Source organism: Streptomyces silvae (assembly GCF_016745505.1).
Taxonomy (GTDB): Bacteria; Actinomycetota; Actinomycetes; order Streptomycetales; family Streptomycetaceae; genus Streptomyces; species Streptomyces silvae.
On the sequence record NZ_JAERUC010000028.1, the window covers coordinates 85,515 to 108,563 of the forward strand.

General features: G+C 71.8%; 23 protein-coding genes. 14 read left to right on the forward strand and 9 right to left on the reverse strand.

Translation table 11 applies throughout. The features are described from left to right. Positions 1 to 5: 5 nt before the first annotated feature. From JKV81_RS04780 to JKV81_RS04790, 3 genes are all read right to left on the reverse strand, one after another. A complete protein-coding gene (locus JKV81_RS04780; protein WP_307820486.1) occupies positions 6 to 1,304 on the reverse strand; it encodes a glycosyltransferase family 2 protein in 1,299 nt (432 codons plus the stop codon). 298 nt (positions 1,305 to 1,602) lie between these two features. Then, the gene (locus JKV81_RS04785; protein WP_015578763.1) at positions 1,603 to 1,896 is read right to left on the reverse strand and encodes an MTH1187 family thiamine-binding protein; all 294 of its coding nucleotides are present in this window, start codon (positions 1,894 to 1,896) and stop codon (positions 1,603 to 1,605) included. Beyond that, entirely contained in the window at positions 1,893 to 2,243 is a 351-nt protein-coding gene (locus JKV81_RS04790) for a DUF3817 domain-containing protein (RefSeq protein ID WP_099174426.1), read from the reverse strand. The genes JKV81_RS04785 and JKV81_RS04790 overlap by 4 nt, the downstream gene beginning before the upstream one ends. Positions 2,244 to 2,452: 209 nt before the next feature. On the opposite strand from JKV81_RS04790, the gene JKV81_RS04795 reads away from it, so the two are divergent. From JKV81_RS04795 to JKV81_RS04810, 4 genes are all read left to right on the forward strand, one after another. Further along, positions 2,453 to 3,085 carry an AIM24 family protein gene (locus JKV81_RS04795; RefSeq protein ID WP_202074992.1) on the forward strand — a complete coding sequence of 211 codons (633 nt, stop codon included), beginning with the start codon at positions 2,453 to 2,455 and terminating at the stop codon, positions 3,083 to 3,085. Beyond that, the gene (locus JKV81_RS04800; RefSeq protein ID WP_099174428.1) at positions 3,085 to 3,735 is read left to right on the forward strand and encodes an AIM24 family protein; all 651 of its coding nucleotides are present in this window, start codon (positions 3,085 to 3,087) and stop codon (positions 3,733 to 3,735) included. Before JKV81_RS04795 ends, JKV81_RS04800 begins: the two co-directional genes overlap by 1 nt. Beyond that, the gene (locus JKV81_RS04805) at positions 3,732 to 4,496 is read left to right on the forward strand and encodes an AIM24 family protein (protein ID WP_124274725.1); all 765 of its coding nucleotides are present in this window, start codon (positions 3,732 to 3,734) and stop codon (positions 4,494 to 4,496) included. The genes JKV81_RS04800 and JKV81_RS04805 overlap by 4 nt, the downstream gene beginning before the upstream one ends. A 96-nt stretch (positions 4,497 to 4,592) precedes the next feature. Further along, entirely contained in the window at positions 4,593 to 5,069 is a 477-nt protein-coding gene (locus JKV81_RS04810; protein ID WP_129265471.1) for a MarR family winged helix-turn-helix transcriptional regulator, read from the forward strand. 11 nt (positions 5,070 to 5,080) lie between these two features. Here the strand turns inward: JKV81_RS04810 and JKV81_RS04815 are convergent, their stop codons facing one another. After that, a complete protein-coding gene (locus tag JKV81_RS04815; RefSeq protein WP_202074984.1) occupies positions 5,081 to 6,511 on the reverse strand; it encodes a sensor histidine kinase in 1,431 nt (476 codons plus the stop codon). Next, a complete protein-coding gene (locus JKV81_RS04820) occupies positions 6,508 to 7,167 on the reverse strand; it encodes a response regulator transcription factor (RefSeq protein WP_124274722.1) in 660 nt (219 codons plus the stop codon). Before JKV81_RS04820 ends, JKV81_RS04815 begins: the two co-directional genes overlap by 4 nt. Positions 7,168 to 7,290: 123 nt before the next feature. On the opposite strand from JKV81_RS04820, the gene JKV81_RS04825 reads away from it, so the two are divergent. Further along, positions 7,291 to 7,959 carry a PepSY domain-containing protein gene (locus tag JKV81_RS04825; protein ID WP_202074985.1) on the forward strand — a complete coding sequence of 223 codons (669 nt, stop codon included), beginning with the start codon at positions 7,291 to 7,293 and terminating at the stop codon, positions 7,957 to 7,959. Positions 7,960 to 8,014: 55 nt separating this feature from the next. Here JKV81_RS04825 and meaB read toward each other — a convergent pair whose 3' ends face one another. Both meaB and JKV81_RS04835 read right to left on the reverse strand, forming a co-directional pair. After that, positions 8,015 to 8,986, reverse strand: a complete 972-nt coding sequence (gene meaB / locus JKV81_RS04830) for a methylmalonyl Co-A mutase-associated GTPase MeaB (RefSeq protein WP_124274720.1) — start codon at positions 8,984 to 8,986, stop codon at positions 8,015 to 8,017. A 28-nt stretch (positions 8,987 to 9,014) separates the two neighbouring features. After that, positions 9,015 to 10,217 (reverse strand): acetyl-CoA C-acetyltransferase, encoded by a 1,203-nt coding sequence (locus JKV81_RS04835; RefSeq protein ID WP_129265468.1) that lies wholly within the window; start codon positions 10,215 to 10,217, stop codon positions 9,015 to 9,017. Positions 10,218 to 10,352: 135 nt separating this feature from the next. Here JKV81_RS04835 and mce point away from each other — a divergent pair, with 135 nt between their 5' ends. The 7 genes from mce to JKV81_RS04870 all read left to right on the forward strand — a co-directional run bounded on the left by mce (position 10,353) and on the right by JKV81_RS04870 (position 20,033). Next, positions 10,353 to 10,781, forward strand: coding sequence for a methylmalonyl-CoA epimerase (mce, locus tag JKV81_RS04840; protein WP_124274718.1), 429 nt, complete (start codon positions 10,353 to 10,355; stop codon positions 10,779 to 10,781). Positions 10,782 to 11,018: 237 nt separating this feature from the next. Further along, positions 11,019 to 14,813, forward strand: coding sequence for a polarized growth protein Scy (gene scy / locus JKV81_RS04845; RefSeq protein ID WP_202074986.1), 3,795 nt, complete (start codon positions 11,019 to 11,021; stop codon positions 14,811 to 14,813). Positions 14,814 to 15,063: 250 nt separating this feature from the next. Beyond that, positions 15,064 to 16,002 (forward strand): coiled-coil domain-containing protein, encoded by a 939-nt coding sequence (locus tag JKV81_RS04850; RefSeq protein ID WP_124274716.1) that lies wholly within the window; start codon positions 15,064 to 15,066, stop codon positions 16,000 to 16,002. An 87-nt stretch (positions 16,003 to 16,089) separates the two neighbouring features. Further along, the gene (locus JKV81_RS04855) at positions 16,090 to 17,097 is read left to right on the forward strand and encodes an ATP-binding cassette domain-containing protein (protein WP_129265466.1); all 1,008 of its coding nucleotides are present in this window, start codon (positions 16,090 to 16,092) and stop codon (positions 17,095 to 17,097) included. A gap of 5 nt (positions 17,098 to 17,102) precedes the next feature. Beyond that, positions 17,103 to 17,882 (forward strand): ABC transporter permease, encoded by a 780-nt coding sequence (locus JKV81_RS04860; protein WP_129265465.1) that lies wholly within the window; start codon positions 17,103 to 17,105, stop codon positions 17,880 to 17,882. A gap of 136 nt (positions 17,883 to 18,018) precedes the next feature. Next, a complete protein-coding gene (locus JKV81_RS04865) occupies positions 18,019 to 19,176 on the forward strand; it encodes an ABC transporter ATP-binding protein (RefSeq protein ID WP_129265464.1) in 1,158 nt (385 codons plus the stop codon). Next, a complete protein-coding gene (locus JKV81_RS04870) occupies positions 19,173 to 20,033 on the forward strand; it encodes an ABC transporter permease (RefSeq protein ID WP_202074987.1) in 861 nt (286 codons plus the stop codon). Before JKV81_RS04865 ends, JKV81_RS04870 begins: the two co-directional genes overlap by 4 nt. A 16-nt stretch (positions 20,034 to 20,049) precedes the next feature. Here JKV81_RS04870 and JKV81_RS04875 read toward each other — a convergent pair whose 3' ends face one another. Further along, entirely contained in the window at positions 20,050 to 20,379 is a 330-nt protein-coding gene (locus JKV81_RS04875) for an Rv1322 family protein (protein WP_124274711.1), read from the reverse strand. Positions 20,380 to 20,594: 215 nt separating this feature from the next. On the opposite strand from JKV81_RS04875, the gene JKV81_RS04880 reads away from it, so the two are divergent. Next, positions 20,595 to 21,626, forward strand: coding sequence for an LLM class flavin-dependent oxidoreductase (locus JKV81_RS04880; protein WP_124274710.1), 1,032 nt, complete (start codon positions 20,595 to 20,597; stop codon positions 21,624 to 21,626). A 97-nt stretch (positions 21,627 to 21,723) separates the two neighbouring features. On the opposite strand, the gene JKV81_RS04885 is transcribed toward JKV81_RS04880, so the two are convergent. Then, positions 21,724 to 22,116 carry an SCO5389 family protein gene (locus JKV81_RS04885; protein WP_030971516.1) on the reverse strand — a complete coding sequence of 131 codons (393 nt, stop codon included), beginning with the start codon at positions 22,114 to 22,116 and terminating at the stop codon, positions 21,724 to 21,726. A gap of 257 nt (positions 22,117 to 22,373) precedes the next feature. Between JKV81_RS04885 and nucS the strand changes: the two genes are divergently transcribed. Continuing rightward, positions 22,374 to 23,045 carry an endonuclease NucS gene (nucS, locus tag JKV81_RS04890; RefSeq protein WP_099174445.1) on the forward strand — a complete coding sequence of 224 codons (672 nt, stop codon included), beginning with the start codon at positions 22,374 to 22,376 and terminating at the stop codon, positions 23,043 to 23,045. Positions 23,046 to 23,049: the final 4 nt, after the last annotated feature.

Here is a 23,049-nt window from a genome sequence, read left to right on the forward strand (position 1 = left end):
CCGGATCAGCTCCCGCCCGCGGGGGAACCCGCCGGGGAGGCGGCGGCCAGGGCGGGCTCCGCCTCCTGGGCGGGGCGTCCCGCCGCCCGCGACCGGTCGCGGGCGGCTCGCGCCTCGCGCTCCCGCAGCGTCGCGAAGGACCACACCACCACCGGGGCGAGCGCGGTCACCAGGGCCGCCAGCGCCCAGCCGCGCAGCGCGGGGTGGGTGACGGCCAGCAGCCCGCTCAGCACGGCGAACAGGCAGGTGACGGCCGCCAGGGGGCGGCGGACCAGCGTGAGCGTGTAGCCGAGGAGCCGTCCGGGCTCCACCCGGAACAGCGCCTTCGCGTACTGCCTGACGAGCCTCCCGTACGCCTCCCGGGAGCTGCGCGGCCGCCGGGTGAAGACGTCCGCCCGCGCGACGGGGCCCTCCGCGACGGCCGGGACGTCCGGGGTGTGGACGGAGCGCCAGTAGCGCCCGCTCAGCGGGTTGCGCAGGCGGTGGATCGCGAAGCCGGTGGCGATGTCCTCGGTGACGGACTCGTGGAAGCCGCCGGCCTGGCGCAGGGCACCCACGCGTACGACGTGGCCCGTACCGGTGAACGCGGGGGCGCCGTAGCGGTTGCCGGCCCGCTGGCTCAGCGCGTGGAAGACGTCCCGCAGGGAACCGGCGGCCCGGGGGCCGGCCGGCGCGGCGCCCGTCCGGAGCCGGGGCCCGACGACGAACGCGATGTCGGGGTCACGGAAGTAGCCCGTCGTCCGCTCCAGGAACCCCTGCCCCGGGACGTGTCCGGTGTCCACGCGGGCGAACAGGTCGTAGGCGTCCCCGTGCTTGGCGAGCCAGGCGTTGTAGTTGCCGTGCTCCGTACCCGCCTCGTGCGGGCCCTCCGCGCGGTTCCACTCGGGCACCCCGAGGCGGGTGAAGTGGTGCACGCCCAGCTCGGCGCAGAGCATCCGGGCCTCCGGGTCGTCGCCCTCGTCGAGCAGCCAGACGTCCAGCGGGCCGGGGTGCCGCATCCGTACGGCGCCCTCCAGGCTGGCCCGCACCGTGGAGAGCGGCTCCCTGCCCGGCACGTGCGTGAGGAGGAAGGCGAGCACGGTGCCGGGCTCGGGCGTCACCGGGACCGGGTCCCTGGCCACCGACACGGCGTGGGCCACGGCGGCGGCGCCGGCGAGCGCGAAGAGCTCGATCACGCCGACGGAGACCAGCGCCACGGAGTCGGCGAGCACCAGCCACCTCCGGCCTTCCCCGCGCGCGGTCCAGTGCGTGGGCCACAGGACGTGGAGCAGCAGCAGTCCGGTGACCGCCGGGGCGAGCGCCATCAGGAGGACCGCTCGTATTCGGTACCTCTCGGTGCGCCGGGGGCGGCGGAACCGCACCCGGTACCTCGCCCCGGTCGGCTCTGCGAGCGGACCCGCGGGACAGCCGCGGCTGTCGTGGTCGTGACCCTCGGACGGCATCACGCCTCCCATGGTCGGATATGCCGGTATCCCCACAGAAGGGGACATCTGACACGGTGTCGACCCGGCGGGGTCCGACCGAGGGGCTCCTTCGCCCGAACGGGAACACCCCCGCACCGGGAGCTCCGGAGGCGGGGGTGCGGACAGGTGTGCGGCGGGGTCAGCCCGCGAGGTGGCGCTCCACCGTCTCGACCTTGGAGGTGAGCCCGTCGGTGACGCCCGGCCTGATGTCGGCCTTCAGCACCAGGGAGACGCGGCCCGCGCGTGCCTCGACGGCGGCGACGGCACGCTTCACGACGTCCATGACCTCGTCCCACTCGCCCTCGATGGAGGTGAACATCGCGTCGGTGCGGTTGGGCAGCCCGGATTCACGGACGACCCGGACGGCGTCGGCGACGTACTCGCCGACGTCCTCGCCGACACCCAGCGGGCTGACGGAGAAGGCGACGATCATGCGCTGACCGTCCCCTCGGCGCGGGCGCGGGCGGCGATGACGCCGTCGGCCTCGTACTTCTTGAGCAGCTTCTCGCCGTAGAGCCCGCCGAACGGCAGGACCGCGAGGAGGAAGAACAGGGCGACACGCTTGAACGGCCACTTGGCCTTGGCCCACACGTCCAGCAGGAACACCAGGTAGATCGTGAAGAGGATGCCGTGCAGCATGCCGAGCGGCATCATCAGGAAGTCGATGTCCGAGACCCGGCTGAGCACCGAGCCGAAGAGGATCAGCGCCGGGAAGGACAGCGCCTCGGGAAGCGAGATGAGGCGCAGCCGGTGCAGGGCGGAAGCGGTCTTGATGTCCACGAGGGCACCTTCGGTGGGAGGGGCGTGTCGGCTTGTGAACGCAGGCACAAGCACAAGCCATTGTGGCATCGCTCCCGGCCCTCCCGGGCGGGGGGTCCGCACAGGCCCCTGGAGCACGTATCGGCGCATATCAGGGTCACCTCGGGGTCGGGATCGCTCCCCGGGCCCTGTCCGCGCGCCTTTCCTGCGGCTAACGTCGCACCGTGGCGATGTTCCGACTCCAAGGCAGCAAGACGCTCGCCGTCGACCTCACGGGCGATGCCGTCAAGGCGAAGAACGGCTCGATGGTCGCGTACGACGGCCGGATGGCGTTCAAGAAGATGTCGGGCGGCGGTGAGGGCCTGCGCGGCATGGTGACCCGCCGGCTGACCGGCGAGCAGATGGAGATGATGGAGGTGAAGGGGCAGGGGACCTGCTATTTCGCCGACCGGGCGAGCGAGATCAACCTCGTCTCGCTGCACGGCGAGAAGCTGCACGTCGAGGCGAGCAACCTGCTGGCCACCGACGCCGGGCTGCGCACCGGGACCACCTTCACGGGGCTCCGCGGCGGGGCGAGCGGCAACGGCCTGTTCACCACGACCGTCGAGGGCACCGGCCAGGCGGCGATCATGTCGGACGGCTCCGCCGTGGTGCTGCGGGTCACCCCCCAGTACCCGCTGAACGTCGACCCCGGCGCCTACATCGCCCATCAGGGCAGGCTCCAGCAGCACCTCCAGTCCGGGGTGAACTTCCGCACGCTCATGGGCGAGGGTTCCGGCGAGTCCTTCCAGATCCGCTTCGAGGGCGACGGACTCGTCTATGTGCAGCCCAGCGAGCGGAACACCGTCGGGGGCGATGTCTGATGCCGTTCCGTGAGATCAACTCGAAGATGGTCGAGGCCGTGGTGGAGCCCGGCCGGACGATGTACAGCCAGCGGGGCGCGATGCTCGCCTACCGGGGCGACGTCTCCTTCACCCCGAACATCCAGGGCGGGCAGGGCGGCCTCGGGTCGATGATCGGCCGGCGGGTGGCGAACGAGGCCGCCCCGCTGATGACCGTCGAGGGCAGCGGCACGGTGATGTTCGGCCACGGGGGCCACCACATCCAGGTGATCAACCTGGCCGGCGACACCCTCTACGTGGAGGCCGACCGGCTGCTCGCCTTCGACGGGACGCTCCAGCAGGGCACGATGTTCATGGGCTCGCAGGGCGGGGTGATGGGCATGGTGCGCGGCCAGGTGACCGGGCAGGGCCTGTTCACGACGACGCTCAAGGGCCACGGCGCGGTCGCGGTGATGGCGCACGGCGGCGTGATCGAGCTGCCGATCACGCAGGGCAGGCCGGTCCATGTGGACCCCCAGGCGTACGTCGCCCACCACGGGGCCGTGACCAACAAGCTGTCCACCGCCCTCGGCTGGCGCGACATGGTGGGGCGCGGCTCCGGCGAGGCGTTCCAGCTGGAGCTCAGCGGCAACGGAGCGGTGTACGTCCAGGCGTCGGAGGAGAAGCTGTGAGCACGCCCGTGATCTTCGACCCGATGACGCTGCCGTCCGACGACAACGTCAACTCCTACACCTTCTGCGTGGAGCTCAAGGGGAGCCAGTGGTTCCTGCAGAAGGGCAAGATGATCGCCTACTACGGGCAGATCGACTTCAACGGCATCGGGCACGGGCGCTTCGAGCGGCTGGTCCGTACGAGCTTCCACTCCCCGCTGCACGCGAGCGACTGGGTGGTGGCGGAGGGCAGCGGCAAGATGCTGCTCGCCGACCGGGCCTTCGACGTGAACTCCTTCGACCTGGAGGACGGCAATCTGACGATCCGGTCCGGCAACCTGCTGGCCTACCAGCCGACGCTGGCCCTGAAGCAGTCGATCGTGCCGGGCTTCCTCACCCTGATCGGGACGGGGAAGTTCGTCGCCGCGTCCAACGGCCCGGTGGTCTTCATGGAGCCGCCGCTGCGGGTGGACCCGCAGGCGCTGGTCGGGTGGGCGGACTGCCCCTCCCCGTGCCATCACTACGACCACGGATACATGAGGGGCGTGATGGGCGGGCTGCGCTCGCTGACCGGGATCGGCGGCACCTCGGGCGAGGAGCACCAGTTCGAGTTCGTCGGGGCGGGCACGGTCCTGCTCCAGTCGACCGAGGTACTGATGCCCGAGCAGGCGACCGGCGCCGTGCCGCACGAGCCGGGTGTGCCGGGCGGCGGCGGTCAACACGGCTCCACCCCGCGCATGCCGGGCCAGCTGGGGGACCTCCAGCGTCGCTTCGGGCTGTGAACGGTAGTCTGCGGAGTGTGACGCCCGGCAGGCGCGTGCGCGGAGTCACACTCCCCGACTTCGTCCAGCTTTCAACATCTTAGGTAGAATCCATACATGGAGACCGAGACGGCCACCCGCTGGCTGACCGACGCGGAGCAGTGCGCCTGGCGCACCCACCTGGACGTCAGCAGGCTGCTGACGCATCAGCTGGAGAAGGACCTCCAGCCGTTCGGGCTGACCATGAACGACTACGAGATCCTGGTCAACCTCTCGGAGTCGGACGACCAGCGCATGCGGATGAGCGATCTCGCCGCCGCCACCCTGCAGTCCAAGAGCAGGCTCTCGCACCAGATCACCCGCATGGAGAACGCCGGCCTGGTCCGGCGCGAGCACTGCGAGTCGGACCGCCGCGGACTGTTCGCGGTCCTGACCGAGCTGGGCGGCGAGACGATGCGCAAGGTCGCACCGCACCATGTCGAGTCGGTACGGCGGCACTTCATGGACCTGCTCTCCCCCGAGGAGCTCGCCGGACTGCACGCGGCGCTCACCCCGATCGCGGAGCACCTGCGCGGCCGGCGCGGCAAGCCGTAACGCGGACACCCTCAGGGGCGCTCCCGGCCCGGCAGCCGCAGCGTGAACCGTGCGCCGCCGGACGGCGCCGTACCCACGGTGAGCGTGCCTCCGTGCCGGGCGGCCACATCACGGGCGATGGCCAGGCCCAGCCCGGCCCCGCCGTCGTCGCGGCTGCGGGCGTCGTCCAGCCGTACGAAGCGCTCGAAGATCCGGTCCTGTTCGGCCTCAGGTACGCCCGGGCCGTCGTCGGTGACCTCCACCAGGACCTCGTCCCGCTCCGCCCGCACCGAGACGGCCACCGAACGCTCCGCGTGACGCTCGGCGTTGTCGAGCAGATTGCCGACGACCCGGGCCAACTGCCCGCGTGAACCGGCGACTTCGAGCGGGCCGTCCGCCACGGACACCTGCGGCGCGATCCGGTCCGCCGTGCGCTGGGAGACCTCCTCACGGACCAGGGCGCCCAGGTCGACCGCCGTACGCCCCGGCCGCTCCCCCGCGTCCAGCCGGGCGAGCAGCAGCAGATCGGCGGCCAGCACCTGGAGCCGTACGGTGTCGGTGACCGCGCCGGGCAGGTCCAGCAGCTCCGGGTGGGCCGCCCCCACCTCCAGCTGGGTGCGGAGCGAGGCGATCGGGCTGCGCAGTTCGTGCGAGGCGTCGGCGACGAAGCGCCGCTGCCGGTCGACCGAGGCCTCCAGCACCGTCAAGGTCTCGTTGGTGGTGCGGGCCAGCCGCGCGATCTCGTCCCGTGAGTCGGGTTCGGGCACACGGCGCGCCAGGTCCTCGGACGCCGTGATCGCGGCCAGTTCGCGCCGGATGCCCTCGACCGGGCGCAGCGCGCGCCGGGTGACCAGCCAGGTCACTCCGGCGACGACGAGCAGCATGACGGGCAGCCCGGTCAGCATGGAGGTGCGGACGGTGTTCACGGCCTCCTGCTCGGCCGCGAGCGGGGCGCCCGCGTGGACGGTCAGGGTGACGTCCTCCTTCGTGGTCACCTCCACGGCGGCGAAGCGGTAGTCCGCCTTCTCCCCGTCGACGGTGGCGGTGCCGTTGGTGAAGTCGGGCGAATCGGAGGAGACCTCGCTGCGGGGCGGGTCGCTCCCGTCGTCGTCCTCGTCATCGTCGTCGTCGCCCGGACCGGGGGCGGGCGCCGGGGACACCGGTACGACCCCTGCCGTGCCGGTCCCCGAGACCGCCTCCAGGTCCTTGGAGACGGCCACCACGCGTCCCTCCTCGTCGGTCACCTGGACCGGGTGGTCGTCGTCGTCCAGGTCCAGCTCCGCGTACGTCGCGCCGAGCGCCAGCTCGCCGGCCACCTCGCGCGCGGTGACCTCGGCCTCCAGCCCCGCCCGGTCCGTGAGGTTGCCGCGCAGCACCAGCAGGACGGCCAGCCCCGCGGCGGCCAGCGCGACGGCGACGACGAGGGTGGCGCCCAGGGCGGCCCTCGCCCGTACGGACCTCACAGCGCCTCCAGCCGGTAGCCCGCGCCGCGTACGGTGCGGATCGCCGTGGCGCCGAGCTTGCGGCGCAGGGTGCTGATGTAGACCTCGACGATGTTGGGGTCGCCGTCGTAGGCGAAGTCCCAGACGTGCTCCAGGATGTCCGCCTTGCTGACCACCTCGCCGGCCCGCAGCACCAGCTGCTCCAGGACGGCGAACTCCTTGGCGGTGAGGGCGACTTCCTCCTCACCCCGGTGGACCCGGCGGGCGGCGGTGTCCATCCGCAGGGTGCCCGCGGTCAGCACCGGCGAGGCGGAGCCGGCGCGGCGGCGCAGCAGCGCCCGGACCCGGGCGACGAGCACGACGTACGAGAACGGCTTGGTCAGATAGTCGTCGGCGCCCGTGTCGAGCCCCTCCGCCTCGTCGTACTCCCCGTCCTTCGCGGTCAGCATCAGGATCGGCGTCTCGTGCCCCGCGGCGCGCAGGGCGGCGCAGATCCGGTAGCCGTTCATCCCGGGCAGCATGATGTCGAGGATCACGAGGTCGTGGAGGCCCTGGCCGGCCAGGTGCAGGCCCTCCAGGCCGTCGTGCACGACGTCGACGGCGAAGCCCTCGGCGGTGAGTCCCCTCGCGAGGGACGTCGCGAGGCGCTTCTCGTCCTCCACGATCAACAGGCGCATGGGGACAGCCTCCCAAACCGGACCTGAAGACAGCTTCAGGTGGCTTCAGGCTGCGTTCAGCATCGCCGGAGCAGTGTGGTTCCCGTCGCTCAGCAAGCCCATCCCATCGGGGAGGAACCCACCATGAAGCGCAACACCGCCATCGCCGCCCTCACCGCGGCCGTACTCGTCGGCGGCGGACTCGCCACGACCGCCGCGTTCGCGGACTCCGACGGCACGGGGACGGACGACAGCACGGCATCGGCCGGCACGGCCGCCGGGCGGACCGGGGCGGGGCAGGCCGTGACGGAGAAGACCGGGAAGGCCGGACGCACCACCGTCGACGAGGCCGTGGGCGCCGCGCTGAAGGCCGTACCCGGCACGGTCACCGAGGCCGAGCTGGACGACGACGATGACGACGGCGGCCGTACGGTCTGGGAGCTCGACGTGTACGGCGCCGACAAGGTCTGGCACGACGTGACCGTGGACGCCGGCAGCGGCAAGGTGCTGTCGGACCGCGAGGACGACGACAACGGGGACCGCGACCGGCACGCACCCCGCTCGGCCGCCGTGTCCCTGGACGCCGCGCTGAAGGCGGCGCTCGGCGCGCAGCCCGGCACGGTGACGTCGGTGGGCCTGGACGACGATGACGACGACGGCAGGCGCGGTACGCCGCGCTGGGACGTCGACATCACGGGCAAGGACGGCAAGCAGCACGAACTGCGCGTCGACGCGAAGAGCGGCAAGGTCACCGTGGACCACGACGACGACCACGACGACGACAGTGACGACCGCGACGGTGACGACGACTGATCCGTCCTCCGCCGGACAGCGGCTCCCGGGCGGCCCGCACGCCGCCCGGGGGCCGTCAGCTGTCGGCCGGGGTTCCGGTGAGACCCGCGACCAGCTCGTCGGCGGCCGCGTACGGGTCGAGGCCGCCGGCCACGATGCGTTCCGCCAGGGCGCCCAGCCGGCGGTCGCCGTGCAGGTCGGCGATCCGCTCGCGGAGCGCGGTCACGGCGATCGTCTCGACCTCGCGGGCGGCGCGTGCCGTGCGCCGCTCGGCCAGGACGCCGTGCTCCTCCATCCACGCCCGGTGCTTCTCCAGGGCCTCGACCACCTCGTCGAGGCCCTCGCCCCGGGCGGCGACCGTCTTCACGATCGGCGGGCGCCAGTCGCCGGGCCCCCGGGACTCCCCCAGGCCCAGCATGTGGTTGAGCTCGCGGGCGGTGGCGTCGGCGCCGTCCCTGTCGGCCTTGTTGACGACGTACACATCGCCGATCTCCAGGATCCCGGCCTTCGCCGCCTGGATGCCGTCGCCCATGCCCGGGGCGAGCAGGACCACGGAGGTGTCGGCCTGGGAGGCGATCTCCACCTCCGACTGGCCGACCCCCACCGTCTCCACGAGGATCACGTCGCAGCCCGCCGCGTCCAGCACCCGGATCGCCTGGGGCGCCGACCAGGCGAGGCCGCCCAGATGGCCCCGGGTGGCCATCGAGCGGATGTAGACGCCCGGGTCGGAGGCGTGGTCCGACATCCGGACCCGGTCGCCGAGGAGCGCGCCCCCGGAGAACGGCGACGACGGGTCCACGGCCAGCACCCCGACCCGCTTGCCGGCCTTCCGGTAGGCGGTGACCAGCGCCGAGGTCGAGGTGGACTTGCCGACACCCGGCGATCCGGTCAGGCCGACGACGTAGGCGTGGCCCGCCAGCGGTGCCAGGGCGGCCATCACCTCACGCAGCTGCGGCGAGGCACCCTCCACCAGGGAGATGAGCCGGGCCACCGCACGCGGCCTGCCCTCACGTGCCTGCTCGACCAGGGTGGGGATGTCCACCTTCACGCTCGGCCTCCTCGCTCGCTCGTACGGACTACTTGCCCGGTACGCGGATGATCAACGCGTCGCCCTGACCGCCGCCACCGCACAGCGCCGCCGCCCCGGTGCCGCCGCCGCGCCGCTTCAGCTCCAGCGCCAGGTGCAGCACCACCCGGGCGCCGGACATCCCGATGGGGTGGCCGAGCGCGATCGCGCCGCCGTTCACGTTCACCTTGTCGGACGAGACGCCGAGGTCCTTCATCGACTGGACCGCGACGGCCGCGAAGGCCTCGTTGATCTCGATGAGGTCGAGGTCCTCGACGCCGATGCCCTGCTTCTTCAGGGCGTGCCGGATGGCGTTGGACGGCTGGGACTGGAGCGAGTTGTCCGGGCCCGCCACATTGCCGTGGGCGCCGATCTCGGCGATCCAGTCCAGGCCCAGTTCCTCGGCCTTGGCCTTGCTCATGACGACGACGGCCGCGGCGCCGTCGGAAATCTGCGAGGAGGTGCCCGCCGTGATCGTGCCGTCCTTGGTGAAGGCGGGGCGCAGCTTGCCCAGGGACTCGGCGGTCGTCTCGGCGCGGATGCCCTCGTCCTTGGAGAAGAGGACCGGGTCGCCCTTGCGCTGCGGGATCTCGACCGGGGTGATCTCGGCCTCGAAGATGCCGTTCTTCTGAGCGGCGGCGGCGCGCTGGTGGGACAGGGCCCCGACCGCGTCCTGGTCGGCGCGGGACAGGCCCAGGCGGGTGTTGTGCTTCTCGGTGGACTCGCCCATCGGGATGTTCTCGTAGGCGTCGGTCAGACCGTCGTACGCCATGGAGTCGAGCATCTCGACAGCGCCGTACTTGTATCCCTCGCGGGACTTCGGAAGCAGGTGCGGGGCGTTGGTCATGGACTCCTGGCCGCCGGCCACCACGACGTCGAACTCGCCGGCGCGGATCAGCTGGTCCGCGAGGGCGATCGCGTCGAGCCCCGAGAGGCACACCTTGTTGACGGTGAGCGCGGGGACGTTCAGCGGGATGCCGGCCTTGACGGCCGCCTGGCGTGCCGGGATCTGCCCTGCCCCGGCCTGGAGCACCTGGCCCATGATCACATACTCGACCTGGTCGCCTCCGATGCCGGCCCGGTCCAGCGCCGCCTTGATGGCGAAGCCTCCGAGGTCGGCACCGGAGAAGCTCTTCAGCGAGCCGAGGAGACGGCCCATGGGCGTCCGCGCGCCCGCGACGATCACTGAGGTGGTTCCGGTCGTTCCTGACATGAGGCGCAGCCCCTTGGGATCGGTTGTGAACGAGGGTTTACCTGAATGTACTGAGCGGTACGGCGCCCGTCATCCGGCTGTCGGTGTGATCGCGCGCACGTTGCGTAACCAACCCCGGGGCGCTGCACTGGTTCCATGCTGACGCGAATCGACCACATCGGAATCGCTTGTTTCGACCTCGACAAGACAGTGGAGTTCTACCGCGCGACCTACGGCTTCGAGGTGTACCACTCCGAGGTCAACGAGGAGCAGGGCGTCCGGGAGGCCATGCTGAAGATCAACGACACCTCGGACGGCGGGGCTTCGTACCTCCAGCTGCTGGAGCCGACCCGTGAGGACTCCGCCGTCGGGAAGTGGCTGGCTAAGAACGGCGAGGGCGTGCACCACATCGCCTTCGGGACCGCGGACGTCGACGCGGACGCCGCGGACATCCGCGGGAAGGGCGTGCGGGTGCTGTACGACGAGCCCAGGACCGGCTCGATGGGCTCCCGGATCACCTTCCTCCACCCCAAGGACTGCCACGGCGTACTGACCGAACTGGTCACCTCGGCGACAGAGCACTGACCCGACCGAGACCGGCCCGGTAGAGTGGGCGGTTCCGGGCCGGGGCCGGGTCGGGGCCGCGCCGCGTCCCTGCCGTTGATCTGTCACCATTCCCCGGGGGGACCGCTCGCCGGCGAGCGGTTCTCGTACGGAGTTTGCGACCAGGGTTGCCCCTGCTCGAACGAAGTTGAGAGCTCGGGTTGGGGTGTCCCCCTGCTCGAACGTAGTTGAGAGCTCGGGGAAGGATGGGACCGCGCAGTGCGGGGCTACGAAAGCCAGCAGAGCCACCGAGCGGGCGACGACCATCTCTCGCGGTTCGAAGCCGAGATGGACCGGCTGAAGACCGACCGTGAGAAGGCCGTCCAGCACGCCGAGGACCTCGGTTACCAGGTCGAGGTCTTGCGCGCCAAGCTGCACGAGGCACGGCGCAATCTCGCGACCCGTCCCGCACACGACAGCGCGGACATCGGCTACCAGGCCGAGCAGATGCTCCGTAATGCCCAGATCCAGGCCGACCAGCTGCGCACCGACGCCGAGCGCGAGCTGCGCGAGGCCAGGGCGCAGACGCAGCGGATCCTGCAGGAGCACGCGGAGCACCAGGCCCGGCTGCAGGCCGAGTTGCACACCGAGGCGGTGCAGCGGCGGCAGCGGCTCGACCAGGAGCTGGCGGAGCGCCGGCAGACCGTCGAGTCCCACGTCAACGAGAACGTCGCCTGGGCCGAGCAGCTGCGGGCCAGGACCGAGTCCCAGGCCCGCCGGCTCCTGGACGAGTCGCGCACCGAGGCCGAGCAGTCCCTGGCCGCCGCCCGCGCCGAGGCCGCCCGGCTGGCCGACGAGACCCGCCGCCGGGTCAACTCCGAGGCGGAGTCGGCCCGTGCCGAGGCCGAGGCCACGCTGCTGCGGGCCCGCAGGGACGCCGAGCGGCTGCTCGACGCCGCCTCGACGCAGGCCCAGGAGGCGACCAGCCACGCGGAGCAGCTCCGCTCGACGGCCACCGCCGAGACCGAGCAGACCCGGCAGCAGACCGCGGAGCTGAACCGCACCGCCGAGCAGCGCATGCAGGAGGCCGAGACCCGGCTGCGCGAGGCCCGGCTGGAGGCCGAGAAGGTCCTCGCCGAGGCGAAGGAGGCCGCGGTCAAGCGGCTGGCCGGCGCCGAGTCGCAGAACGAGCAGCGCACCCGTACGGCCAAGTCCGAGATCGCCCGGCTGGTCGGCGAGGCCACGAAGCAGGCCGAGGCGCTCAAGGAGGAGGCCGAGCAGGCGCTCGTCGACGCCCGGGCCGAGGCCGAGCGGGTCGTCGCCGAGGCGGCCGAGAAGGCCCGCACCCTGGCAGCCGAGGACGCGGCGGCCCAGCTCGCGAAGGCGGCCCGGAGCGCCGAGGAGGTCCTGACCAGGGCCTCCGACGACGCGAAGTCGACCACCAGGGCCGCCGGCGAGGAGGCCGACCGGATCCGCCGTGAGGCCGAGGCCGAGGCGGACCGGCTGCGCGGCGAGGCCGCCGAGCAGGCCGACCAGCTCAAGGGCGCGGCCAAGGACGACACCAAGGAGTACCGGGCCAAGACGGTCGAGCTGCAGGAGGAGGCCCGCCGGCTCCGCGGCGAGGCCGAGCAGCTGCGCTCCGAGGCCGTGGCCGAGGGCGAGCGGATCCGCGGCGAGGCCCGCCGCGAGGCCGTCCAGCAGCTCGAGGAGGGTGCCCGCACCGCCGAGGAGCTGCTCACCAAGGCCAAGGCCGACGCCGAGGAGCTGCGGACCTCCGCCGGCACCGAGAGCGAGCGCGTCAGGACCGAGGCGGCCGAGCGCGCCGCCACCCTGCGCAAGCAGGCCGAGGAGGCGCTGGAGCGCAGCCGCGCCGAGGCCGAGAAGGTACGCGCCGAGGCCGAGGAGCAGGCCACCGCCCTGACCGCCGCGGCGGAGAAGGCGGCCGAGGCGCTGCGCGAGGAGACCGAGCGCGGGGTCGAGGCACGCAAGACCGAGGCGGCCGAGGAGCTCGCCCGGCTGCACACCGAGGCCGAGGCCCGGGTAACCGCCGCCGAGGAGGCGCTCGGCGAGGCGCGTACGGAGGCGGAGCGGATCCGCCGCGAGACGAGCGAGGAGTCCGAGCGGCTGCGCGCGGAGGCCGCCGAGCGGGTCCGGACGCTCCAGGAGCAGGCCACGAGGGAGGCCGAGAGCCTGCGCACCGAGGCCGCCGCCGACGCCGCGCAGTCCCGCTCCGAGGGCGAGTCCGTGGCCGTACGGCTGCGCAGTGAGGCCGCCGCCGAGGCGGAGCGGCTGAAGACCGAGGCGCAGGAGAGCGCCGACCGGGTCCGCTCCGAGGCGGCAGCCGCCGCCGAGCGGGTGGGCGCCGAGGCCGCCGAGGCCCTGGCCGCCGCGCAGGAGGAGGCCAACCGCCGCCGCCGCGCCGCCGAGGAGGCCCTCGACTCGGCGCGTGCCGAGGCCGAGCAGGAGCGCGAGCGCGCCCGCGAGCAGAGCGAGGAGCTCCTCGCCTCCGCCCGCAAGCGGGTCGAGGAGGCCCAGGCCGAGGCGCAGCGGCTGGTCGAGGAGGCGGAGAGCCGGGCGACCGAGCTGGTCTCCGCGGCCGAGCAGACCGCCCAGCAGGTGCGGGACTCCGTCGCCGGGCTCCAGGAGCAGGCCGAGGAGGAGATCGCCGGTCTCCGCTCCGCAGCGGAGCACTCGGCGGAGCGTACGAAGACCGAGGCGCAGGAGGAGGCGGACCGGGTCAGGTCCGACGCCTACGCCGAGCGCGAGCGGGCCACCGAGGACGCCAACCGGGTCCGCCAGGTCGCCCACGACGAGGCCGAGGCCGCGAAGACGCTCGCCGAGCGGACCGTCTCGGAGGCCATCACCGAGTCGGAGAAGCTGCGTTCGGACACCTCGGAGTACAGCCAGCGGGTGCGTACGGAGGCGTCCGACGCCCTCGCGTCCGCGGAGCAGGACGCCGCGCGTGCCCGTGGCGAGGCCCGGGAGGACGCCAACCGGATCCGCTCCGAGGCGGCGGCGCAGGCCGACCGGCTCATGGCGGAGGCGACGAGCGAGAGCGAGCGGATCCGCACCGAGGCCACCGAGCAGTCGGAGCGCTTCGTCGGGGAGGCGACCGCCGAGGCCGAGCGGCTGCGCGCGGAGGCGGCGCAGACCGTCGGGTCGGCCCAGGAGCACGCGGCCCGCACCCGCGAGGAGGCGGAGCGGCTGCGCGCCGACGCCGAGTCCGCCGCGGAGCAGCTGCGTGCGGAGGCCCGTCAGGAGGCGGACCGGCTGCTGGACGAGGCGCGCGAGGCCGCGGCGAAGCGCCGTGCCGACGCCGCCGAACAGGCCGACCAGCTCGTGGCGAAGGCCCAGGAGGAGGCGCTGCGCGCCGCCACCGAGGCCGAGCAGCAGGCCGACAGCATGGTCGGTGCCGCGCGCAACGAGGCGGTCCGGATCACCTCGGAGGCCACCGTCGAGGGCAACTCCCTGGTGGAGCGGGCCCGTACGGACGCGGACGAGCTGCTGGTCGGCGCCCGCCGGGACGCCACCGCGACGCGGGAGCGGGCCGAGGAGCTCAGGACCCGGATCGAGAGCGAGATCGAGGAGCTGCACGAGCGCGCCAGGCGCGAGACCTCGGAGCAGATGAAGACGGCGGGCGAGCGCGTCGACAAGCTGATGAAGGCGGCGACGGAACAGCGGGCCGAGGCCGAGGCGAAGGCCAAGGAGCTGCTGTCGGACGCGAATTCGGAGGCGAGCAAGGTCCGTATCGCCGCCGTGAAGCGCGCCGAGTCGCTCCTCAAGGAGGCCGAGACCAAGAAGGCCGAGCTGACCCGGGTCGCCGAGAAGCTGCGCGCCGACGCCGAGGCCGAGGCGAAGCAGATCGTCGACGAGGGCCGCCGGGAGCTGGACCTGCTGGTCCGCAGGCGCGAGGACATCAATACGGAGATCTCCCGTGTCCAGGACGTCCTGGAGGCGTTGGAGTCTTTCGAGGCTCCGGGCGGTACGGGTAAGGCCTCGGGCGGCGGTGCCGGTGGCGTCAAGGCCGGTGCGGCGGCGGGCAACCGGTCGGGGGGCAAGGCGTCGGACGGGTAGCCGCACACCTAGGGTCTTTCGTTTGGATCAGGCTGGATCAGGCACCAGACCTCGCGAGCCCGGCATGATCCGAACTAAAGACCCTAATTCGCCATGAACATTCAAACCTTCGGGTCGCAAGCGCTCCGGGGGTCAGCCACTCAAAAGGGGTGTCATTCTCCATACCAAAGCGGCATCTTCACGTTGACACGCCGCTCCGGCCCCTAGGATTCCCTCTAACACCTCACCGGTCTCATTCGACAGGAACCCCATGAGCGACCCTTCCTCCCCCTTCGGCTTCGAGCTCGTGCGACGTGGATACGACCGCGGTCAGGTGGACGACCGCATTACCAAACTCGTCGCCGACCGTGACAGCGCCCTCGCCCGCATCACCTCTCTCGAGAAGCGCATCGAGGAACTCCACCTCGAGACGCAGAACGCCCAGGCCCAGGTCAACGACGCCGAGCCGTCGTACGCCGGGCTCGGTGCCCGCGTCGAGAAGATCCTCCGCCTCGCCGAGGAGGAGGCGAAGGACCTGCGTGAGGAGGCCCGCCGCGCAGCCGAGCAGCACCGCGAGCTGGCCGAGTCGGCCGCCCAGCAGGTGCGCAACGACGCGGAGACCTTCGCCGCGGAGCGCAAGGCGAAGGCCGAGGACGAAGGCGTCCGTATCGTCGAGAAGGCCAAGGGCGAAGCGGGCACGCTGCGCACCGACGCCCAGAAGGACGCCCAGCAGAAGCGCGAGGAGGCGGACGCCCTCTTCGAGGAGACCCGCGCCAAGGCCGCCCAGGCCGCCGCGGACTTCGAGACGAACCTCGCCAAGCGCCGCGAGCAGTCGGAGCGCGACCTCGCGTCCCGTCAGGCCAAGGCCGAGAAGCGTCTGGCCGAGATCGAGCACCGCGCCGAGCAGCTCCGCCTGGAGGCCGAGAAGCTCCGTACGGACGCCGAGCGCCGGGCCCGTCAGACGGTCGAGACGGCACAGCGTCAGGCCGAGGACATCGTGGCCGACGCCAACGCCAAGGCCGACCGGATCCGCAGCGAGTCGGAGCGCGAGCTGGCGGCGCTGACCAACCGCCGCGACTCGATCAACGCCCAGCTGACCAACGTCCGCGAGATGCTGGCGACGCTGACGGGTGCCGCGGTCGCCGCCGCCGGCTCCCCGGCGGAGGACGAGTCCGCCACCCGTGGGGTCCCCGCCCAGCAGACCCGCTGAGCAACACCTGCATCAGCTGTACCCCTTTACGCGCCCGGTTCCGCCTTTGTGGTGGCGCCGGGCGCGCGGGCGTTCTAGCGTGATCGCATGATCGAGCTCGACGGCCTCACCAAACGCTTCGGCAACAAGGTTGCCGTCGACCATCTGTCATGCCGGGTCAGACCGGGAATGGTGACGGGGTTCCTCGGCCCGAACGGGGCGGGCAAGTCCACGACGATGCGCATGATGCTCGACCTCGACAACCCGACCAGCGGCTCGGTGCGGATCGACGGCCGTCACTACCGTGACCTCCAGGAGCCGCTCAAGCACATCGGGGCGCTGCTGGACGCCAAGTCGATGCACGGCGGGCGCAGCGCGTACAACAACCTCCTCTGTCTCGCCCAGAGCAACCGCATCCCGACGAGCCGGGTCTCCCAGGTGCTGGACACGGTCGGTCTGACCGCGGTGGCGAAGAAGAAGTCCAAGGGCTTCTCCCTCGGGATGGGCCAGCGGCTGGGAATCGCGGCGGCGCTGCTGGGCGACCCCGAGATCCTCATGTTCGACGAGCCCGTCAACGGCCTGGACCCCGAGGGCATCCACTGGATCAGGAATCTGATGAAGACGCTCGCCTCGGAAGGCCGGACGATCTTCGTCTCCTCGCACCTGATGAGTGAAATGGCCCTGACCGCAGACCACTTGATCGTCATCGGGCAGGGCAAGCTGCTCGCGGACACGTCGATGGCCGACTTCATCCACGAGAACTCGCGCAGTTACGTGCGGATGCGCTCCCCGGAGCAGGAGCGCCTGCGCGATCTGCTGCACGCCGAGGGCATCGTCGCGGTCGAGTCGGGCAACGGCACGCTGGAGATCGACGGCGAGGCCCCGGAGCGGCTCGGTGAGCTCGCCGGCCGGCACGGGATCGTGCTGCACGAGCTGAGCGCCCAGCGCGCCTCCCTGGAGGAGGCCTTCATGCAGATGACCGCGGGGTCCGTGGAGTACCACGCCCACTCCGACCGCGACGGTGCCGAACCGCCCCCGGTGGGCCCGCACTGGGGCGAGCAGTGGAATCAGCAGCAGTCCGGCGGCGCGGCCGGCGACCGCGCGAAGGAGGTGTGAGGGCGATGGCATCGGTACCCGCGGTCCTGAATTCCGAGTGGACCAAGATCCGTACGGTCTCCTCCACCACCTGGACGCTGATCTGCGCGTTCCTCGTCACCGTCGCCATGGGCGCCGCCCTGAGCGCCCTGCTGAACAGCCAGTTCGACGACCTCTCCTCCGCCGAGCGGGCCACCTTCGACCCGACCTACGTGAGCTTCTCCGGGATGGTCCTGGGGCAGCTGGCGATGGTCGTCTTCGGGGTCCTGGTGGTGGGCACGGAGTACAGCTCCGGCATGATCCGCACCTCGCTCTCCGCGGTGCCGCAGCGCGGCTCGTTCCTCTTCAGCAAGATCGCGGTGGCGGGCGTCCTGGCGCTGCTCGTCGGCCTCGCCACCAGCTTCGTGACCTTCTTCCTCGGCCAGGCCCTGCTCGGCGACCGCGGCACGGACATCGGCGCGGAGAACGTGCTGCGCGCGGTCGTCGGCGGCGGCATCTACATGGGCCTGATCGCGGTCTTCTCCATGGGCGTCGCCACGATGCTGCGCAGCTCGATGCTGTCGCTCGGCATCCTGATGCCGTTCTTCTTCCTCGTCTCGCAGATCCTGACGGCGGTCCCGGGCGCCAAGAGCGTGGCCCGCTACTTCCCCGACCAGGCCGGATCCAAGATCATGCAGGTGGTCCCGGACGCCATGAACAGCGATCCGGCGCCGTACGGGCCGTGGGCCGGGCTGGGGATCATGGCGCTGTGGGTGATCGCGGCGCTGGTCGGCGGCTACCTCGTACTGAAGAAGCGGGACGCCTGACCGGCCCCCGGACGCGGGCGCTCCGCGTGACGGCTTGGCCGGAACCGCCCGCGGCTGGTTATCCTCCTAACTCTTGACGGGGGCGTGCGGCCACAGGCCTGGGCCCCGACGACAGATACGTCGATGGGGCTGGAGAATGATCGAGGCAGTCGGCCTGACCAAGCGCTACGGCGCGAAGACGGCCGTGCACAACCTTTCCTTCCAGGTGCGCCCGGGCGCCGTCACGGGTTTCCTCGGTCCCAACGGGTCGGGCAAGTCCACCACCATGCGCATGATGCTCGGCCTGGACCGTCCGACGTCCGGGCACGTCACGATCGGCGGCCACGCCTTCCGCAGCCTTCCGAACGCCCCCCGCCAGGTCGGGGCGCTGCTCGACGCCAAGGCCGTGCACGGCGGGCGCAGCGCCCGTAACCACCTGCTGTGCCTGGCCCAGCTGGCGGGGATCCCGGTGGCCCGGGTGGACGAGGTCCTCGGCGTCGTCGGGTTGCAGGACGTCGCGAAGAAGCGGTCCAAGGGGTTCTCCCTGGGCATGGGCCAGCGGCTCGGGATCGCGGCGGCGCTCCTCGGCGACCCGCAGGTGCTGCTCTTCGACGAGCCGGTGAACGGGCTCGACCCCGAGGGCATCCTCTGGGTCCGCAATCTGATGAAGCAGCTGGCGTCCGAGGGCCGTACGGTCTTCGTCTCCAGCCACCTGATGAGCGAGATGGCGGTCACCGCCGACCATCTGATCGTGATCGGGCGCGGGCAGCTGCTCTCCGACATGAGCATCAAGGAGTTCATCTCCGCCAACTCCGCGGACTTCGCCCGGGTGCGGGTCGCGGCCGGCCCGCCGGAGGAGCGGGAGAAGCTGACGGCCTCGCTGACGGAGGCCGGGGGCGGGGTCATGACGGAGCCGGACGGAGCCCTGCGCGTCACCGGGCTGCCGCTCCCCCGCATCAGCGATCTGGCCCACGCGTCGGACGTACGGCTGTGGGAGCTCTCGCCGCACCAGGCCTCGCTGGAGGAGGCGTACATGCGGATGACGCAGTCCGCCGTGGACTACCGCTCGACGGCGGACGCCAAGGAGGGCCTCCAGCCGCCTCCGCCGGGCTACGGGCAGCCCGGACACCAGCCGTTCGGCCCCGAGGGGTACGGGCAGCACCCGGCCCCGCCGGAGGTCCCGCAGCAGAGCTGGTACGCCCCGCCGCCCCCGGGACAGAACCCGTACGCCGGCGCGCCCGCGCCCCACGCCGCGCCCGCCCCCGCACCTGCCGCGGACCCGGCCGGACGCAAGAGCAGCGAGGACCCCCGATGACGATGCCGCCGCAGGCGCACCCGGCCGCCCAGCCGCCGCAGCAGCAGGGCTGGAACGGCGCACCCGGTCCGTACGCCTCCCCGATCCCCGTCCGCACTCCCGGGCTCGGTGACGCGATCGCCTCCGAGTGGACGAAGATCCGCTCCGTGCGCTCCACGATGTGGACGCTCGGCGTGATGATCGTGCTCCTGATCGGCGTCGGGCTGCTCACCGCGTTCGCCGTGAGCGTGTCGGACGCCCCGATGGACGAGACCCCCGTGCTCAGCCTCGGGTTCTTCGGCGTCCTGCTCGGGTCGATCTGCGTGATCACCCTCGGCGTGCTGACCATCGCGTCCGAGTACGGCACCGGGATGATCCGTACGACGCTGACCGCCTGCCCGAGCCGCGCCCGGATCCTCTTCGCGAAGTCGATCGTCTTCTTCCTGCTCGCCTTCACGATCACCACGGTGACCACCGGGATCGTCGGCGTCCTGCAGACGGCCATGCTGGACGGCGCGACGCCCGACACCGGTTTCTGGGTGCGCTCCACGGTCGGGATCGGCCTCTACGTCGCGACGCTCGGGCTGCTCTCTCTCGCGCTCGGGGCGATCATCCGGCACTCGGCCGGCGCCATCACGATCATGATCGCGCTGGTGCTGCTCCCGCTCGTGCTGGCGATGTTCATGTTCTCGCCGACGCTGGCCCGGGTGCAGCAGGCGCTGTTCGAGTACTCGATCCCCAACCAGCTCGGGGCGATGTACGACGTGTCGGTGACGGCGTCGGGGCCGACCGGCTGGGAGCCGCTGTTCATCATCCTCGGCGTGACGGCGGTGGCCATGGGCGGAGCCCTGCTGTCGCTGGACCGGCGGGACGTCTGAGCCGCTGCGGCCCCGCTCAGTAGCGGGGGGCGTTCCTGGACCGCTGCACCCGTGTGGTGCGGCGGTCCTTCGCGTTCCAGCAGGCCTTGTGCCAGTGCCTGCGGTCGTCGATCCCGCCGAACTCGGGCCACGCGACGAGGTGCGGGACCCCGGAGGGGATCTCCTGGTCGCAGCCGGGGCAGCGGTAGCGCTTGCCCGCCGCGCTCGCGCCGCTCACCGGGCGCACCGACCACTCCTCGCCCTGCCAGCTCTCCGTGGCGCCGCCCCCGCCGTACCGCTCCCCCGCGCCTCGTGCGTTGCCGGTAGGACTCTCGCCGCCTCGGGGGCGGTTGCGGCGCGGGGACACGGGACACCTCACGGGGCGGGCACGAGCGGATCGGTCCCGTCCAGCCTAGAGCCACCGGCGTCCGACCTGTGTCGGGAGTGGCGGGTGAGCATCCGCGGGGCGGGTGGGTTACCGGAAAATCGCAACAACTTCGCCGTGGACCGTGCCTTTGGCACGTGTCAGACGTTGTTGCCAGTGGGGGGACAGCCGCGTCGGCCGTAAGGAGGCAGAAGGCGATGCGCGTAGGAACGTTCGTACTGGCGGCTCAGTTTCCGGGCCAGGGGCAGGGTGAGGCCCTGCACCGGGCCGTCCGCTCCGCGGAGGTCGCGGAGGAGTCCGGGCTCGATTCCGTCTGGCTGGCGGAGCACCACTTCGTGCCGTACGGGGTGTGCCCGTCCGCCACGACCCTGGCCGCGCTGCTGCTCGGCCGCACCCGCAGGATCCGCGTGGGCACGGCGGTGAGCGTGCTGCCCAACCAGCACCCGGTGATGCTCGGCGAGCAGGCCGCGCTGCTGCACCTGACCAGCGGCGGACGCTTCTCCCTCGGGGTGGGGCGTGGCGGCCCCTGGGTCGACCTGGAGGTGTTCGGAGGCGGTCTCGGGGCGTACGAGAAGGGCTTCCCCGAGGCGCTGGAGCTGCTGCTCGACTGGCTGGGCAAGCCCCGGGTGGCGGGGAGCGGGGAGCGCTACGGCTTCCGCGAGGTGGCCGTGGTGCCCCGTGCCGACGAGCTCCTCGGGGGCGGTCCGCCGGGCCCCGAGGTGATCGTCGCCTGCACGTCGCCGAAAAGCGTGAAACTCGCCGCTGAAAAGGGTTTGCCGATGCTCCTCGGGATGCATTGCGGCGACGAGGAGAAGGCCGACATGGTCGCTCTGTGGCGATCGGCGGCCCGGGAGGCCGGTCAGCCGGCGGAGGTCGCCGAGCGGGTAGCACATGTGTCCGCAGGGGTGGCTCAGATCGCCGACGGCCCGGCGGACGCCGTGGAGACGCTCGTGAAGGCGATGCCGGGCTGGCTGCGGCAGGGGCTCGGCGCCCATGTGACGGTCGACAACCGGCACCGGGTGATGCGGGACCCCGTGGCGTACACGGAGTTCCTCTGCGGTCTGCATCCGGTGGGACCGCCCCGGTTCGCCGCCGACCGTCTCGCGGCCACGGCGGAGCGCACGGGCATCACCCGCTTCGCCCTCATGGTCGAGGGGTCGGGCGATCTCGCCGCGACGGAGACCAATGTGGAGCGGCTGGGCACGGAAGTGCTGCCGTTGCTGAAGTGACCTGTTCACGCTGGTAGTCCTGGTGGTGCGGTGGTGCGGGAGCTGCCGCCCCGGAGCCAGTTGCACCTCCCGCGGCCCGAAGCGGCAGCAGAAGCGTTCAGCAGTCCCGTAGTTCGGGCGACTGGTTGAGCAACTGGCCCCTCACCGAGGTGAATCGGGCCAGCCGCTCGTCGACCGAGGCGTCCAGCGGGAACACCGCGACGCGGTGGCAGTTCTGGAATGCCAGGCGCACTCCGAAGTGCCGCTGCAGTGCGCCGCGTATCGCATCACTCGCGAGCGCACGCAGCAGCTGACCACGTGCCTGCTCGTCCGGCGGAGGCGTCTGGTTGTCGGCGAATTCTCCGCCGTCGACCTTCAGCTGGGCCACCAGGGAGCTGATCATCTCCCATGCGTAGGGCAGGGAGGTCCGGACGCAGTCGACGAAGTCGGCTTCGTCGACCTCGCCTCGCTCGGCCTGTTCCAACAGCGCCGGTGAGACGTCGAGCGACATGGGTTCTCCTCTCGCGACCCCGACAGGTGGCCGGGGCCTTACGGGCAGGGCAGGGTGGCGACGCTGCGTACACAGACGGCGACCTCCTGCTTCCACGGTAAGGGCGCAGTCCGGGCCGCACCAGGAGATTGGGAACACAACCGGCCAATAACGAACGGTCGCAAAGAGGGGCAAGCCAGATCGGTCCCGATCGGGAGTGGCACCCGAGGCGTACGGGAATCGCGTGGACCAGGGGTCGTCGAGTAGCGTTGCCGACCATGCGTCTCGTCATCGCCCGTTGCTCCGTCGACTATGCGGGCCGGCTCACTGCCCACCTGCCCTCCGCCCCCCGTCTGATCCTGGTGAAGGCGGACGGCAGCGTCTCGATCCACGCCGACGACCGGGCGTACAAACCTCTCAACTGGATGTCCCCGCCGTGCACCCTGAAGGAGGGCGCCGACGACAACGAGGGCGTCTGGACCGTGGTGAACAAAGCGGGCGAGAAACTGATCATCACGATGGAGGAGATCCTCCACGATTCGTCCCATGAGCTGGGTGTCGACCCGGGGCTGATCAAGGACGGTGTGGAGGCGCACCTCCAGGAGCTGCTCGCCGACCGCATCGAGACGATCGGGGAGGGCTACACCCTGATCCGCCGGGAGTACCCGACCGCGATCGGCCCGGTCGACATCCTGTGCCGGGACGCGGACGGCGCGACGGTGGCAGTGGAGCTGAAGCGGCGGGGCGACATCGACGGTGTGGAGCAGCTGACCCGCTATCTGGAGCTGCTCAACCGGGATCCGCATCTGGCCCCGGTCCGGGGCGTGTTCGCGGCGCAGGAGATCAAGCCGCAGGCGCGGGTGCTGGCGACGGACCGTGGGATCGGGTGCCTGGTCCTGGACTACGACGCGATGCGCGGCATCGAGGACGACAAGCTGCGGCTCTTCTGACCCG

Excerpts from the sequence above, each read along its gene's own strand:
- mce (WP_124274718.1), top strand. The coding sequence starts at position 10,353 with ATGCTGACGCGAATCGACCACATCGGAATCGCTTGTTTCGACCTCGAC.
- JKV81_RS04835 (WP_129265468.1), bottom strand. The coding sequence starts at position 10,217 with ATGTCAGGAACGACCGGAACCACCTCAGTGATCGTCGCGGGCGCGCGG.
- JKV81_RS04785 (WP_015578763.1), bottom strand. The coding sequence starts at position 1,896 with ATGATCGTCGCCTTCTCCGTCAGCCCGCTGGGTGTCGGCGAGGACGTC.
- JKV81_RS04795 (WP_202074992.1), top strand. The coding sequence starts at position 2,453 with ATGTTCCGACTCCAAGGCAGCAAGACGCTCGCCGTCGACCTCACGGGC.
- JKV81_RS04780 (WP_307820486.1), bottom strand. The coding sequence starts at position 1,304 with ATGGCGCTCGCCCCGGCGGTCACCGGACTGCTGCTGCTCCACGTCCTG.
- nucS (WP_099174445.1), top strand. The coding sequence starts at position 22,374 with ATGCGTCTCGTCATCGCCCGTTGCTCCGTCGACTATGCGGGCCGGCTC.
- JKV81_RS04825 (WP_202074985.1), top strand. The coding sequence starts at position 7,291 with ATGAAGCGCAACACCGCCATCGCCGCCCTCACCGCGGCCGTACTCGTC.
- JKV81_RS04800 (WP_099174428.1), top strand. The coding sequence starts at position 3,085 with ATGCCGTTCCGTGAGATCAACTCGAAGATGGTCGAGGCCGTGGTGGAG.
- JKV81_RS04820 (WP_124274722.1), bottom strand. The coding sequence starts at position 7,167 with ATGCGCCTGTTGATCGTGGAGGACGAGAAGCGCCTCGCGACGTCCCTC.
- JKV81_RS04885 (WP_030971516.1), bottom strand. The coding sequence starts at position 22,116 with ATGTCGCTCGACGTCTCACCGGCGCTGTTGGAACAGGCCGAGCGAGGC.
- JKV81_RS04865 (WP_129265464.1), top strand. The coding sequence starts at position 18,019 with ATGATCGAGGCAGTCGGCCTGACCAAGCGCTACGGCGCGAAGACGGCC.
- JKV81_RS04810 (WP_129265471.1), top strand. The coding sequence starts at position 4,593 with ATGGAGACCGAGACGGCCACCCGCTGGCTGACCGACGCGGAGCAGTGC.
- JKV81_RS04860 (WP_129265465.1), top strand. The coding sequence starts at position 17,103 with ATGGCATCGGTACCCGCGGTCCTGAATTCCGAGTGGACCAAGATCCGT.
- JKV81_RS04870 (WP_202074987.1), top strand. The coding sequence starts at position 19,173 with ATGACGATGCCGCCGCAGGCGCACCCGGCCGCCCAGCCGCCGCAGCAG.
- JKV81_RS04850 (WP_124274716.1), top strand. The coding sequence starts at position 15,064 with ATGAGCGACCCTTCCTCCCCCTTCGGCTTCGAGCTCGTGCGACGTGGA.
- JKV81_RS04880 (WP_124274710.1), top strand. The coding sequence starts at position 20,595 with ATGCGCGTAGGAACGTTCGTACTGGCGGCTCAGTTTCCGGGCCAGGGG.
- JKV81_RS04855 (WP_129265466.1), top strand. The coding sequence starts at position 16,090 with ATGATCGAGCTCGACGGCCTCACCAAACGCTTCGGCAACAAGGTTGCC.